The following is a 13,720-nucleotide window of genomic DNA, read 5'->3' on the forward strand; positions in this document are numbered from 1 at the left end:
ACCAGGACGAGCGGGCTCTGTGGTCGCACCCCGCACAGTCTGCGTCACTCACCGGCCGTCCGCATCGGCAACAACACCCACTAGGGATACGTAAGTTGCGGACACGGACGGCATCGGTACGCCCGCGGGGGCCGTACGGCTACTTGACGTTGACGGCCTTCCAGGCCGCCGCGACCGCGCTGTACTCCGCGCTGCCCGCCCCGTACAGGTCGCTCGCCGCCTGGAGGGTGCCGGTGCGGGCGCCCGCGTAGTCGGTCGAGGAGGTGAAGTACGTCGTCAGCGCCTTGTACCAGATCTGGTACGCCTTGGCGCGGCCGATGCCGGTGACGCTGGAGCCGTCGTAGGTCGGGGAGTTGTAGCTCACCCCGTTGATCGTCTTCGCGCCGCTGCCCTCGCTCAGCAGATAGAAGAAGTGGTTGGCGACACCGGACGAGTAGTGGACGTCCAGCCGGCCGACGGTGCGCGACCAGTAGTCGGCCGAGCCGCCGTCCTTGCTGGGCTTGTCCATGTAGCGCAGCGGGGTGCCGTCGCCGTTGATGTCGATCTTCTCGCCGATGAGGTAGTCACCGACGTCGGCGGAGTTACCCGCGAAGAACTCCACGGAGGTGCCGAAGATATCGGAGGTGGCCTCGTTGAGCCCGCCCGACTCACGGCTGTACTTCAGCCCCGCGGTGGCCGCGGTCAGCCCGTGGCTCATCTCGTGCCCCGCGACATCGAGCGAGGTCAGCGGGTGGGAGTTGCCCGAGCCGTCGCCGTACGTCATGCAGAAGCAGCTGTCGTTCCAGAAGGCGTTGACGTAGGCGTTGCCGTAGTGGACCCGGCTGTAGGCGGCCTTGCCGTCACCGGCGATGCCGTTGCGGTTGAAGGCGGACTTGTAGAAGTCCCAGGTGACGGCGGCGCCGTAGGCCGCGTCGACGGCGGCGGTCTGCCGGTTGGCAGGAGTGCCGTCGCCCCAGGCGTCGTCGGCGTCGTGGAAGAGGGTGCCGGTCCCGGACGTACCGCCGTTCAGGTCGTACGTCTTGTGCCCCCCGCGCCCGGAGTCGACGAGGTCGAAGCCCCCCGAGGCGGCGGCCGTGGTGCCCAGCGTCACGGTCCCGCTGTACTCGCTGGCGCCGGTACCGGTGTCGATGCCCTGGTACTCGTAGATCTTCTTGCCGGTGGTGGCGTCGGTGATGACGTGCAGCTCGCTCGGGGTTCCGTCGTGCTGGAGGCCCTTGACGACGGACTCGTAGGCGAGGACGGGCTTGGCGCCGGCGGCCCAGACCACCTTGCGGGCGGAAGCACTCGCGGAACCGCTCCCCGCGAGGGCCGACTTCTTCGCGGTGGCGGCGGATATCGCGGCGTCCGTCGACGCCACGGCTATCCGGGCGCCGGTCGCCTTGCTGACGCCCTTGAGCGCCCCGCCCTTCGCCACGTGTGTGACGAGGTCGCCGCCGAGGACGGGCAGACCGGCGTAGGTGCGCTCGTAGCGGGTGTGGACGGTGCCGTCGGCGTCCTTGACGACATCCCGGACGACCAGCGCCTCCCGGGCGCCGAGCCCGAGCTCGTCGGCGGTGGAACCGGCCGCGTCCTGCGCCGACTTGAGGGCGGCGGCACGGGCCGAGACGCTGAGGGGGAGGGCGGTGGCGCCGTTGACGGACTCGGGGGCCGCGGTGGCGGCACCGTTCTGCAGCGCGAGCACGACCATGGCCGCCGAGCCGATCAGGGCGGCGGCACGCAGACGGGTCGTACGGGAGATACGGGACTGCTGTCTCACTCGGTCTCCTTCGGGCCGGCCTCAAGGGTGTCGAGGCACAGGCGAGGCACAGGTGGGGCACAGAGTTGCGGCGAGCGAGGAGAGGGTGACATCCGGACCGGCCCGTTTGACAGGCCGCCGTCAAGACTTTACGTGTTCTTGTCCGAAAGTCAGTTTTCACAATCCGCTATGCGGACGTGTGAGGCATGGTCAACTCTCCGCTTCTTAAGCGGACTTGGTGCCGGATCCGTCACTCGTCCCCGTCCAGCAGCCGGGCGAGGTCGGGTGGCCACAGGGCGTCGGGCGTGGCGCGCAGTTCCTCCCGGGGCCACCAGCGCCAGGTGAGGATGCCGTCCTCGGCGTGGGCGGCGGCGAGATGGGGGCCGGTGGGTTCGCGCCGGGGGCCGTGGGCGACGTAGATGTGCTCGTCCTGGTGGACGGGCCCGACCGCGTGCGTGAAGTCGTGTTCCCAGGTGCACAGCAGCGGGCCGGGTTCGAGGTCCGTCCAGCCGGTCTCCTCGCGCAGTTCACGCAGCGCACCCTCGTAAGGTGTCTCGTCCGCCTCAAGGCCTCCACCGGGCGGCGCCCAGTGCACCCCGACCTCGACGTTGTCGTACCGGAAGAGGAAGACCGCCCCGTCCGGGTCGAGCACGACGACACGGGCCGCATGCCGGGGCGTGCGCAGCGACTTGCGCAGGACGGCGCAGGGGCGGCCGAGTCGGCGGTCGCTGCGGTGGTCGACGACCTCGTAGCCGAGGGCGGTCCAGAAGGCGAGGCCGCGGGGGTTGTCGTCGAGGACGGCCAGCCGCAGAGCGGTACGCCCGGCAGCGCGGAACCGTTCCTCGACAAGGCTCGTGACCTGCTTGCCGTACCCCCGCCGATGCGCGCTCGCGTCGACCATCAGCAGCCCGATCCACGGATCGGGATCGGCCGGATCGGGATGGTGGGCGAGGGTGATCACGACCCCCACCATCCGCCCCTCGCTCCGGGCCAGCAGCACCTCCGCACCGGGATGGGCCAGCTCCTCGGCCAGCGCGGCGGCCACCTGTTCCGGGCGGATGTCGTCCGGGTCGGGGAAGTCGCCGCTGAGGGCGTGGAACGCGTGGTTGGAGGCGTAGAGCGCGGTGAGTTCGGTGAGGACGGGGGCCGGGATGTCGTGATCGGCCGTCAGAGGCAGCGGTTCGAGGCGCACGCGGGGACGCTACCGCCCCCGAACGCCAAAGACCCCCGGCCGAAGCCGGGGGTCTCCGTGCGGTCGCCCGTCCGTCAGACGTTGACGCCGAAGTCCTGGGCGATGCCGACCAGGCCCGAGGCGTAGCCCTGGCCGACGGCGCGGAACTTCCACTCGGCGCCGTTGCGGTACAGCTCGCCGAAGACCATCGCCGTCTCCGTCGCCGCGTCCTCCGACAGGTCGTAGCGCGCGATCTCGGCGCCGCCGGCCTGGTTGACGATGCGGATGTAGGCGTTGCGGACCTGGCCGAAGTTCTGCGAGCGGTTCTCCGCGTCGTAGATCGAGACCGGGAAGACGATCTTGTCGATGTCGGCGGGCAGACCCGCGAGGTTGACGTTGATCGCCTCGTCGTCGCCGGCGCCCTCGCCGGTGCGGTTGTCACCGGTGTGGACGATGGTCTGGTCCGGGGTCTGCTTGTTGTTGAAGAACACGAAGTGTCCGTCGGAGTAGACCTTGCCCTGCGTGTTGACCGCGATCGCCGAGGCGTCGAGGTCGAAGTCCGTGCCGGTGGTCGTGCGGACGTCCCAGCCGAGGCCCACGGTGACGGCGGTCAGGCCCGGAGCCTCCTTGGTGAGCGAGACGTTGCCACCCTTGGACAGGCTTACAGCCATGGTTGGGAGTCCTTTCCCTCGTTTATGTACTGCCTGAAGCTACATCTACCCGTATGAACGCCGAGAGGGGTAGCGAAGGTTCCAGGTGTCTTTACTTTCTTTACCGAACAGACGGTGAACGATATTCGCGTGACGTGTGCCGGTTATCCGGGGGACCATGGACGGCATGTCCGGTCCCCACGTCATCCGCGGCTCCGTCTCGCTTCCCGAGGCCGAGCTCCAGTGGCGTTTCTCGCGCTCGTCGGGACCCGGCGGGCAGCACGTCAACACCAGCGACTCCCAGGTGGAGCTCCGCTTCGACCTGGCCGGCACCGACGCGCTGCCCGAGGTCTGGAAGGCCCGCGCCCTGGAACGGCTGGCGTCCCGCCTGGTGGACGGCGTCATCACCGTCCGCTCCTCGGAACACCGCTCCCAGTGGCGCAACCGCGAGACAGCGGCGGTACGCCTGGCAGCGCTCCTGGCCGAGGCAACGGCCCCGCCGCCCAAGCCCCGCAAGCCGACCCGCATCCCGCGAGGAATCAACGAACGCCGCCTCCGCGAGAAGAAACAGCGCGCGGAGACGAAGCGAGGCAGAACGGGCAGAGACTGGGGCTGACCGCGTTCGCCCGGCTGCGGCAGCGTCGTGGCCGCTCGCGCAGTTCCCCGCGCCCCTGGGGGCGTCACCCGCAGCCGCGTTGGAACGTGAGGGGACGTGTCGGGGGGTGTCCGCCCGCAGCGGTTGGCGCGTCAACACGGGCGCCCCTTTATAGATGACCGATTCCGCGCCGTCCCGAGGACGGACACCCCCCGGCGCGGCCCCGCCCCCCACACAACCGCACCGGCGCCGGTGCTCGACACCCTGACGCCCGCCGAACGCCTGGCGTTCGTGCTGCACGACCTGTTCGCCGTGCCCTTCGAGGAGGCCGGCGAGGTCGTCGGCCGTACCCCCGCCGCCGCCCGCCAACTCGCCAGCCTCGCGCGAGGGCGACTTCGGGTGGACGGCCGGACCGGGCTCGCGGTGCTGTTCGACGGACGGGTGGAGCGGACGCTGGCGTTCACGTTCGTACAGGAACGGATCGCGGTGATCGACATCGTGACGGAGCACGCGCGCGTGGAAGCGAGCGAGGTGGAGGTCCTCTAGCTCAGCCCCAGCACCCCCACGGTCTCTCCCTCCACCGTCTCTCCGTTCGGCCGGAATCCCAGCCCGAGATAGAAGTTCTCCGGCCCGTGCTCCCCCGGATGCCAGGTGACGTACAGCTCCGTGCCGCCCCGCTGCCGGATCTCCGCCGCCACCGACTCCACCGCGAACCGCCCGTACCCGCGCGCCTGCGCGTCCGCGGAGATGTTCAGCCGCCACAGTCCGGAGCGGATGAGGGTGCCGTCGTCGGCCCAGTCGATGTCGAAGAAGGCCATCAGGAAGCCGACCGGCCGGTCACCGTCGACGATCAGACGGGGCCAGGCGGTGCCGGGATGGACGTAGGCCTCGGCGAGGGACTTCACCACCGGGGAGACCGCGAATTCCTGCTCGGGCCGGACGCGAATGCCGAGGGCGGCGTCGATATTGCGCGGGGTTATTTCCTCGAGGCGGGGGCCGGGGCCGTGCGTGATCATGCGCGGCACCTTAGACGGACCGCTCCACGGGGCACACCCGAATTACCGTCAGCCCAACTGCCGATACCGCCCCTTGAAGTACGCGAGCGGCCCTCCGTCGGCGCTCGGCACGCGCGCGGTGAGCACCCGGCCGATGACGAGCGTGTGGTCCCCGGCCCGCACGCGCTGCTCCGTACGGCACTCCAGGGTCGCCAGCGCGCCGCCCACCAGCGCTGCCCCGGTGGCCTCGCCGCGGACGTACGGGATGTCCTCGAAGAGCAGCCGGTCGCTGAGCCGGCCCTTCATCGCGAAGCGCCCCGCGATGTGCCGCTGGCTCTCGGCGAGGACGGAGACGGCCCACAGGGGCTGTTCGTCGAGGAGGTCGTCCATGCGGGAGCCTTCGCGCAGGCTGACCAGCACCAGTGGCGGGTCGAGGGAGACCGACATGAACGCGGTGGCCGTCATGCCGACGTCCTCGCCCTTGGGTCCGTCGGGGTCGAGCGGCGGCTCGAAGGCGGTCACCAGGACCACGCCCGAGGCCAACCGGGACATGGCGGCGCGGAACTCGTCGTTGCTCACCCCCTCAGGATGCCCGGAGGGGAGGACGGTGGCGGTGGGGGCTGTGTTCGGCACGTCGGGAACGCTAGTGTCCGCCCGGTACGCGCCGCATCGGACCTCAGCCCGAACTCGGACCTAGGACCCCCGACGGACCTTCGACGGATCACCCGGCACGCATACGCACCGCACCCGCACATGCCAACAAACTTTGCGTTCAGTAAACGCACAGCGAAAACGCAGAAACACCACTCAATTGTTCATCTTTAGCTGTGACTTGAGTCACAAGGGGCATTAATTGTTGACCCTGTGTACCGAGTGAGCAGCGCGCTGTGATTCAGTGGCGGGGAAGCTGCCAGAACGATACGCCGATGAGAACCCTTGATTCGCTGCGAGGTCTCGGGGGGAGGGCGAGCATGGAGACCGAGTCGGAGCCCTACGTCCGCCTTGCCACTCTGCGGCAACTGCACCAGGTCATGGCGGACATGAACACCGCCCGGTCTCTTGCGGACACCCTGCAGACGGTCGCCGACGGCGTCGTCACCGGCCTCGGCTACGAGCTGGCGTGCGTCAACCTCGTCCGCCCCGACGGCGACCTCGTCGTCGCCGCCTTCGCCGGCAACCCCGCCGCCGAGGCGCTGATCACCGGCCGGGTCGGCTCCCGCGAGTCCTGGGAGCGCCGCCTGAGCATGGGCGAGACCTGGGGCGACCTGGTCTTCATCCCGCACACCGAGGGCTGGATCCTCGACGACGACGACGTACCGCAGTGGTACACCGACGGTCCCGCGCCCCGCTTCGAGGACGAGTGGCACCCCTCCGACCGGCTCTTCGCGCCGATGTTCACGCCGGGCGTGGGCGGCGGCTCGTGCGGCGAGCTGATCGGCGTGCTCTCGGTGGACCGGCCGCGCAACGGACGCAGGCCGGGCGCGTGGGGCCGCGAAGCGCTCCAGATGTACGCGTTCCAGGCCGCGATCGCGATCAGCAACGCGCGCCTGAGGGCCAACATGCAGCGCGCACTGGTCAGACTCGAAAGGGAGCAGCAGGCGCTCAGGGCGAGCGAGGAGAGCTTCCGGCAGGCCTTCGAGTACGCCCCCTCCGGCATGGCCATCGCCGAGATGGGCGGCGACCAGCACGGCCGCATCCTGCGCACCAACGACGCCCTGTGCCGCCTCCTGGGCCGCCCCGCCTCCGCGATGCGCCGCTACTCCTTCTCCGACCTCGTCCACCCCGAGGACATAGGGACCCTGCTGCGGACCTCGGCGGAGGGCGGACGCGCGGAGCTGCGCCTGGGCCGCCGTGACGGAACGTACGTCTGGGTCAGTCTCCGCAACTCCGTCGTCGCCGACGCCGCGGACGGCCCCCGGTTTCTCCTCACCCACGTCGAGGACATAGAGGACCGCAAGCGCCGCGAGCTCCAGCTCGCCCACCGCGCCTCCCACGACTCCCTGACCGGCCTGCCGAACTCCGCCGAACTGCGCGCGCGTCTCTCCTCCCGCCTCTGTCAGCGCCCCGCGCACCCCGGCGCCCTGGAGTCCCTGGACGCGGCCTACGGCCACCCCGCCTTCGACGCGCACGGCCACGGCTTCGACTTCCGGCCCGGCGGCGAGTCCTTCGACGCCTACGACCACCATGTGCACACCGCCGCCCCCGAGAGCGAGCACGACGACGGCACCAAGGGGCTCGCGGTCCTCTTCTGCGACCTCGACGGCTTCAAGTCGATCAACGACCGGTTCGGGCACAACGCCGGTGACGCGGTCCTCATCGAGGTGGCCCGCCGGCTGACCCGCCAGGTCCGCGACGGCGACACCGTCGCCCGGCTCGGCGGCGACGAGTTCGTCATCCTCGCCGACGGCCTCGGCCGCGCCGACGCCGCCGACCTCGCCGTACGCCTGCGCAACGAGATCATCCAGCCCATCCGCGCCGAGGGCCGGGCCGTCCGCGTGGGCGCGAGCTTCGGCATCGGCTGGGCGCACTGCGGCATGACCGCCGACGAAGTGCTGAAGTCCGCCGACGAGCGGATGTACGTAGAGAAACGATCTCGTCCCAAACAGCACCGGCGCGCGGGCTGAGGCCCAGGTCAGTGAGTTGATGCGATCCGAGTCACCCGTTTGGGGCAGCAGGAGCGGGTAGGCTCGCCATTCTGACCCCACGTATCGCATCCGCCCGCACCGCTGAGGAGTACCTGGATGACGTCCGGCACCAACGGCGCGAACACGCCGCCCGAGGACGACGACCCGTTCGGCTACCTCTACGCCGACGGGCAGGCCAACGGAGCCCAGCCGCCGTCCGGTGGCTACGGCTACCCGAACACCGTCAACCGGACGCGCCCCGTCGGACAGCGCCAGTACGGCCAGCAGCAGCCGACCGCGCCGTACGGGCAGGTGCCGCAGCAGCAGGCCCCGCAGCAGCAGGCCCCGCAGCAGGGGGCCTACGGCCAGCCGAACAACGCGCACTACGCCGCGCCCGAGACGTTCCCGGGCGGCGCTCCGACCACCCAGCAGCAGCCGTACGGCGGCAACGGCGGCGGCCGGGGCCGCGGCCCGAACACCAAGGGGCTGCTGATCGGCGCCATCGCGGTGGTCGCCGCGGTCGTCATCGGTATCGGCGTTGCCATGCTCGGCGGTGACGACGACAAGGACGCCGGCGGCAGCGACCCGTCCACCACCCCGTCCGCCCAGCAGAGCAGTGAGCCGAGCGCGTCGGCGAGCGGCAGCGCGGCCAGCGAGGACGACCTGCCGAAGATCGACGCGAAGGCGCTGTCGCTGAGCCCCGGTATCACCACCGCGACCGACGTCCAGGGCGCCAAGGCCGACGGCGGGATCTACCTCAACGGCTTCAACCAGGTCGGCTCCTCGGTCACCTGGAACGTCAGCGGCATCCCGAAGAGCGGCAAGTACACCCTGTACACGGGCTACAGCGTCCCCGGCAAGGACGCCACCGCGACCCTCTCGATCAACGGCACGGCCTCCAAGGCCCCGGTCGGCATGGACAACTACGCCAAGGCCGCCGAGGGCGACTACGCCAAGGGCTGGACGCAGACCTACAACTACGTCCAGCTCAACAAGGGCAGCAACACCATCAAGATCTCCTGCGAGCAGGGCAACCAGTGCGACGCCCTCCTCGACCAGCTCTGGCTGGTGAACGGCTGGGTCGACTCCTAGGCCCCCCTACTAGGCCGCGTTGACCTCGCCGGTCACCGCGATGCGGTCCAGCAGCTCCTCGTAGACCCCCCGGTCGAACTCGCCCGCCGCCGGTGCCGCGACCGTCGCCGCGGACAGGGCGGCCGCGCGGGCCAGTCGGTCGGGCCAGGGGAGGTGTTCCACCAGCCCCGACAGCAGTCCCGCGACCGCCGAGTCGCCGGCGCCCGTCGGGTTGCCGTGGAGGCGGGCCGGCGGGGTGGCGCGCCAGCGGCCCTCGGGGGTGGCGGCGAGCAGTCCGCCGGTGCCGAGCGAGGCGACGACCGCGTGGGCGCCGCGACGACGAGCGTCCTGGGTGGCCCGCTGCGGCTCGTGGGAGCCGGTCAGTTCGGCGAGTTCGTCGGCGTTCGGCTTGATGAGGTCCGGGCGGGCGGCGACCCCGCGGCGCAGCGGCTCCCCGCTGGTGTCGAGGAGGACCGGCACTCCGGCCGCGCGCGCGGTGCGGACCAGGCCGGCGTACGCGCCCACCGGTACGCCCGGCGGCAGACTGCCGCACAGGGCCACCGCGTCGGCCGACGCGAGGAGATCCTCGTACGCCTCCTGGAAGGCCGACCACTCCGGCGGTGTGACCACGGGGCCCGGCTCGTTGAGCTGGGTCGTGTCACCGGTCCGCTCGTCGACGACGGCGATGGTGCGGCGGGTGGCGCCGGAGACCGGGAGCAGCGCGTCGGTCACGCCGGATGCGGTGGCCAGCTGATCCTGGACGGCCCGGCCGGTGGCGCCGCCCGTGAAGCCGGTGACCGTCACCTCGTGGCCGAGGGCGGCGAGTACGCGGGCCACGTTCAGGCCCTTGCCGCCGGGGCGTTCGATGACCTCGGAGACCCGGTGGGAGGCGTGCGGTGTCAGGGTCCGTACGCGGTAGGTGAGGTCGAGAGCGGTGTTCAGTGTGACCGTGAGGATCACCTGGGCCGACCTCCCCCGAAGACGTTGCTGAGCCGTTTGGTGGGGTGATCATGCCAAACGGACGGCGGTCGGCCCAGTCTCCCAGGCCAACCGCCGCGCTCAACAGATGGACAGATCACCCCAGTTGGGGATCGACCACCCATTCACCCCGGCGCATCACGCCCTTGAGTTCGAAGTCGGCGCCGAGCAGGACGAGGTCGGCGTACCGGCCGGGTTCGAGGGAGCCGACCCGGTCGGCCATGCCCAGCAGCCGGGCCGGGTTGGCGGACAGGGCGGCGACCGCGTCCTCCACCGGCAGCCTGTCGACCGTCACCGCGCGCTGGAAGGCCCGGTCCAGGGTCAGCGTCGACCCCGCGATCGAACCGCCCTCCACCAGCCGGGCCACCCCCTCGCTGACCTCGACCTCCAGCGGGCCGAGCATGTAGCGGCCGTCGCCGAAGCCGGCCGCGTCCATCGCGTCCGTGATGAACGCGACCCGGTCCGGGCCCTTGTGATGGAACGCCAGCTGGAGGGCGGCCGGGTGCAGATGCGTGCCGTCGTTGATGAGCTCGACCGTGATCCGCTCGTCCTCCAGGAGGGCGGCGATCGGGCCCGGGGCGCGGTGGCCGAGGGCGGGCATCGCGTTGAAGAGATGGGTGGCGACGGTGGCGCCCGCGTCGATGGCCTCCACCGTCTGCTCGTAGGTCGCGTCGGTGTGGCCGATCGCCGCGATGACGCCGTGCTCGGCGAGCAGCCGTACGGAGTCGATGCCGCCGGGGAGTTCGGTGGCGAGGGTGACCATCCTGGCCTGGCCCCGCGCGGCGTCGATCAGCTTGCGGACGTCGGCGGGGTCGGGGTCGCGCAGCAGCTCCTCGGAGTGCGCGCCCTTGCGGCAGGGGGAGATGAACGGGCCCTCGAAATGGATGCCGGCGATGTCGCCCTGCTCGGCGAGCTCGCTGAGCAGGCCGGCGCGCTGGGCGAGGAAGTCCATGTCGCCGGTGACGGTGGAGGCGACGAGGGTGGTGGTGCCGTGCACACGGTGCGTGTGGATGCCGTGGAGTACGTCTTCCGTGGTGCCGGAGGTGAAGCTGGCTCCTCCGCCGCCGTGGTTGTGGATGTCCACGAACCCTGGGACGAGCCAGTGGCCGGTTACGTCGGTGACCCGGGCGTTCTCCGGTGCGGCGCCGATGATTGTGTCGCCGTCGACGATCACTCGGCCGTTCTGGACGGTTCCTGTGGGGAGGACGACCGTGGCGCCGGACAGGATGAGGGGCGCATCGCCGGACGCGGTGTGCGGGTTGTGTGTGGCTGGTCGCGCAGTTCCCCGCGCCCCTGGGTCGGCTGCCATCAGGGAGTTACCTCCATACCGTTCGTCGTGTCGAGGAGATCCCAGGCCAGTAGCCCGGCACCCAGGCAACCCGCTGTGTCGCCCAGCGCCGCCGGGACCACCGACGGCAGCTTCTGGAAAGTGATCCGCTGCCGGACCGCGTCCCGCAGTGGTGTGAACAAGGTTTCCCCCGCCTCCGCCAGGCCGCCACCGATGATCAGGGTGCTGGGGTCCAGGAGGGTGAGGGCGGTGACCAGGCCGTCGGCGAGGGCGTCGATCGCGTGCTGCCAGACGGCCTGAGCCCGCGGGTCGCCGGACTCGACGGCTTTCGCGCAGTCGGCCGCGTCCGCCTCCGGGTCCCCGGCCGCCGCGGCCCACGCCTCGCTGACCGCCGCCGCGGAGGCGTACCGCTCCAGGCAGCCGGCCTGGCCGCAGGGACACGGGGTCCCTCCGGGGCGTACGACGATGTGGCCGATCTCGCCCGCGAAACCGTGGGCGCCCGCCTCCACCCGGCCGCCGATGCCGATGGCGCCCGCGATGCCGGTGCCGAGGGGGACGAAGAAGAAGCGGTCCGCGCCCCGGCCGGCGCCGATCCGGCCCTCGGCGAGGCCGCCGGTGCGGACGTCGTGGCCGAGGGCGACGGGGACCGCGAGCCGTTCGGTGAGCAGCGCGCGCAGCGGGACGTCGCGCCAGCCGAGGTTGGCGGCGTAGCGGGCGACGCCCTGGTCGGCGTCGACGATGCCGGGGACGGCGACTCCGGCGGCGGACGCGGGCTCGCCGAGGTGCTCGACGCCGTACGCGTGCAGCTCGGCCGCGAAGTCGAGGATGCCCTCGACGACCGCGTCCGGGCCGCGCTCCCGGCCGGTCGGGCGGCGGGCCTGGTGCAGCAGCTCGCCGGAGGCGCCGACGAGGGCGGCCTTCATTCCGGTGCCGCCCACATCGAGGGCGATGACATGTCTCACGGGGGTAGTGTGGCCCGCCGACCCGGGAGAGGTCTAGTCCACTCACGTGGTGTAGACCTTATGTCTGACCTTTCGAAAGTTTCGGAGGTTCCAGTGGTGATGACGACGATGTGGGGCTCGGCAGTGCGGCGGCGTAGGACAGGAACGATCGCGGTGGTGTCCGCACTGGGCATGACGGCGGTTCTCGGCGGCTGCGGCCTGGGCGACGACGAGGGGGACGTGACCCTGCGCCTGGTCGCCGCGGACTACGGGAACAGCAAGGCGAACAGCTCCCAGAAGTACTGGGACGCGCTGGTGGCGGACTACGAGTCCGAGCACCCCGGCGTGAAGGTCGACGTCAGCGTCTACTCCTGGAACGACGTCGACCGCGAGGTCAAGGACATGGTCGCGGCCGGGAACCCGCCCGACATGGCGCAGATCGGCGCGTACGCCGACTACGCGGCCGACGGCCTGCTCTACTCCGCCGGCGAGCTGCTCTCCATCTCCACCGAGGCCGACTTCGTCTCGCGGCTCGCCGCGGCGGGGGAGGTCGACTCGACGCAGTACGGCATGCCGTTCGCGGCCTCCACCCGGCTGCTCTTCTACAACAAGACCCTCTTCACCAAGGCCGGGCTGACCCCGCCGAAGACCTGGGCGGAGCTCGCCGCGGACGCCGCCGTGCTGAAGGCGGCCGGCGTGAAGTACCCGTACGCCCTGCCCCTCGGCTCCGAGGAGGCGCAGGCCGAGACCATGCAGTGGCTGCTCAGCGGCGGGGGTGGCTACACCGAGGACATCGGCACCTACGGCATCGACTCGGCGGCCAACGTCGACACCCTGACCTGGCTCAAGGACGACCTCGTCGGCAAGGGGCTGACCGGGCCGGTCGCGCCGGGGAAGCTGAACCGGGCCGACGCGTTCGCCGCGTTCGCGAACGGCGAGGTCGGGATGTTGAACGGACATCCCACGCTGATGAAGACGGCCGCGGCCAAGGGCGTGAAGTTCGGCATGGTCCCGATGCCCGGCGTCGACGGCCCGACCAAGTACTCGATGGGCGTCGCCGACTGGATGACGGCGTTCAAGCAGAACGGGCACGCCGAGCAGATCGGGGACTTCCTCGACTTCGTCTACGACGAGAAGAACGTGCTCGACTTCTCCCGTGAGTACGACCTGCTGCCGGTCACCCTGTCGGCCTCCGAGGTCATGAGCACGGCGAAGGAGGACAAGGACCTGGAGCCCTTCCTGGAGGAACTCCCCGGCTCCGAGCTCTACCCCGTCGGCAAGACCTCCTGGGCGGAGGTCAGCGCGGCGGTCAAGCAGCGGATCGGCACGGCGGTGACGGCCGGGGGCAGCCCCTCGGCGGTCCTCGGCGGCATCCAGTCGAAGGCGCTGATGGCGGAGAGCGCGGAGTAGGGCTTGTCAGTGGCGGGGGCTACGGTCGCTGACATGAACGACCTGGCCCCCCGAGAACAGGCCATCCTCGCGCTCGAACGCCGCGGTTTCACGAACCCCGGCGCGAAGGAGCGCGCGATACGCGAGGAACTGGGCCTGGCCCCGGTCCGCTACTACCAGCTGCTCAACGCGCTGCTGGACGACCCGAGAGCCCTGGCCCACGACCCGGTCACGGTGAACCGGCTGCGCCGGGTCCGGGAGGCACGCAGGTCGGAGCGGTGAC

Annotated in this window: 13 protein-coding genes and 1 pseudogene; 6 read left to right on the plus strand and 8 right to left on the minus strand. The window is 70.9% G+C overall.

Annotated features, from left to right (window positions below):
• Positions 1-139 precede the first annotated feature (139 nt).
• The 3 genes from ACIHIX_RS33380 to ACIHIX_RS33390 all read right to left on the minus strand — a co-directional run bounded on the left by ACIHIX_RS33380 (position 140) and on the right by ACIHIX_RS33390 (position 3,577).
• On the minus strand, positions 140-1,756 hold the full coding sequence (locus ACIHIX_RS33380; RefSeq protein WP_399962787.1) for a M4 family metallopeptidase: 1,617 nt from the start codon (positions 1,754-1,756) through the stop codon (positions 140-142).
• Between the two features lie 229 nt (positions 1,757-1,985).
• Positions 1,986-2,927, minus strand: a complete 942-nt coding sequence (locus ACIHIX_RS33385) for a GNAT family N-acetyltransferase (RefSeq protein ID WP_399962789.1) — start codon at positions 2,925-2,927, stop codon at positions 1,986-1,988.
• 74 nt (positions 2,928-3,001) lie between these two features.
• Positions 3,002-3,577 (minus strand): TerD family protein, encoded by a 576-nt coding sequence (locus tag ACIHIX_RS33390; RefSeq protein ID WP_230221891.1) that lies wholly within the window; start codon positions 3,575-3,577, stop codon positions 3,002-3,004.
• A 157-nt stretch (positions 3,578-3,734) separates the two neighbouring features.
• On the opposite strand from ACIHIX_RS33390, the gene arfB reads away from it, so the two are divergent.
• Positions 3,735-4,172: an alternative ribosome rescue aminoacyl-tRNA hydrolase ArfB gene (gene arfB / locus ACIHIX_RS33395; RefSeq protein ID WP_399962791.1), complete on the plus strand. Its 438-nt coding sequence runs from the start codon at positions 3,735-3,737 to the stop codon at positions 4,170-4,172.
• A 231-nt stretch (positions 4,173-4,403) separates the two neighbouring features.
• Positions 4,404-4,550: pseudogene (locus tag ACIHIX_RS33400) on the plus strand (sigma factor-like helix-turn-helix DNA-binding protein); the annotation flags it as partial.
• Between the two features lie 143 nt (positions 4,551-4,693).
• On the opposite strand, the gene ACIHIX_RS33405 reads toward ACIHIX_RS33400, so the two are convergent.
• Both ACIHIX_RS33405 and ACIHIX_RS33410 read right to left on the minus strand, forming a co-directional pair.
• Positions 4,694-5,167, minus strand: a complete 474-nt coding sequence (locus ACIHIX_RS33405; RefSeq protein WP_399962793.1) for a GNAT family N-acetyltransferase — start codon at positions 5,165-5,167, stop codon at positions 4,694-4,696.
• Positions 5,168-5,215: 48 nt separating this feature from the next.
• Positions 5,216-5,698: a flavin reductase family protein gene (locus tag ACIHIX_RS33410; protein ID WP_399962998.1), complete on the minus strand. Its 483-nt coding sequence runs from the start codon at positions 5,696-5,698 to the stop codon at positions 5,216-5,218.
• A gap of 419 nt (positions 5,699-6,117) precedes the next feature.
• Between ACIHIX_RS33410 and cdgB the strand changes: the two genes are divergently transcribed.
• Both cdgB and ACIHIX_RS33420 read left to right on the plus strand, forming a co-directional pair.
• A complete protein-coding gene (gene cdgB / locus ACIHIX_RS33415; protein WP_399962796.1) occupies positions 6,118-7,770 on the plus strand; it encodes a diguanylate cyclase CdgB in 1,653 nt (550 codons plus the stop codon).
• A gap of 117 nt (positions 7,771-7,887) precedes the next feature.
• Positions 7,888-8,862 (plus strand): CBM35 domain-containing protein, encoded by a 975-nt coding sequence (locus ACIHIX_RS33420; RefSeq protein WP_399962798.1) that lies wholly within the window; start codon positions 7,888-7,890, stop codon positions 8,860-8,862.
• 9 nt (positions 8,863-8,871) lie between these two features.
• Here ACIHIX_RS33420 and ACIHIX_RS33425 read toward each other — a convergent pair whose 3' ends face one another.
• From ACIHIX_RS33425 to ACIHIX_RS33435, 3 genes are all read right to left on the minus strand, one after another.
• Positions 8,872-9,801 carry a 1-phosphofructokinase family hexose kinase gene (locus tag ACIHIX_RS33425; protein WP_399962800.1) on the minus strand — a complete coding sequence of 310 codons (930 nt, stop codon included), beginning with the start codon at positions 9,799-9,801 and terminating at the stop codon, positions 8,872-8,874.
• A gap of 115 nt (positions 9,802-9,916) precedes the next feature.
• Entirely contained in the window at positions 9,917-11,128 is a 1,212-nt protein-coding gene (gene nagA, locus ACIHIX_RS33430) for an N-acetylglucosamine-6-phosphate deacetylase (protein WP_399962802.1), read from the minus strand.
• Positions 11,128-12,069 carry an ROK family protein gene (locus tag ACIHIX_RS33435; RefSeq protein ID WP_399962804.1) on the minus strand — a complete coding sequence of 314 codons (942 nt, stop codon included), beginning with the start codon at positions 12,067-12,069 and terminating at the stop codon, positions 11,128-11,130. Before ACIHIX_RS33435 ends, nagA begins: the two co-directional genes overlap by 1 nt.
• Positions 12,070-12,240: 171 nt before the next feature.
• Between ACIHIX_RS33435 and ACIHIX_RS33440 the strand changes: the two genes are divergently transcribed.
• Positions 12,241-13,458: an extracellular solute-binding protein gene (locus ACIHIX_RS33440; protein WP_399963000.1), complete on the plus strand. Its 1,218-nt coding sequence runs from the start codon at positions 12,241-12,243 to the stop codon at positions 13,456-13,458.
• Between the two features lie 33 nt (positions 13,459-13,491).
• The gene (locus tag ACIHIX_RS33445) at positions 13,492-13,719 is read left to right on the plus strand and encodes a DUF3263 domain-containing protein (protein ID WP_399962806.1); all 228 of its coding nucleotides are present in this window, start codon (positions 13,492-13,494) and stop codon (positions 13,717-13,719) included.
• Position 13,720 lies beyond the last annotated feature (1 nt).

This window comes from Streptomyces sp. NPDC051913 (assembly GCF_044593635.1).
Taxonomy (GTDB): domain Bacteria; phylum Actinomycetota; class Actinomycetes; order Streptomycetales; family Streptomycetaceae; genus Streptomyces.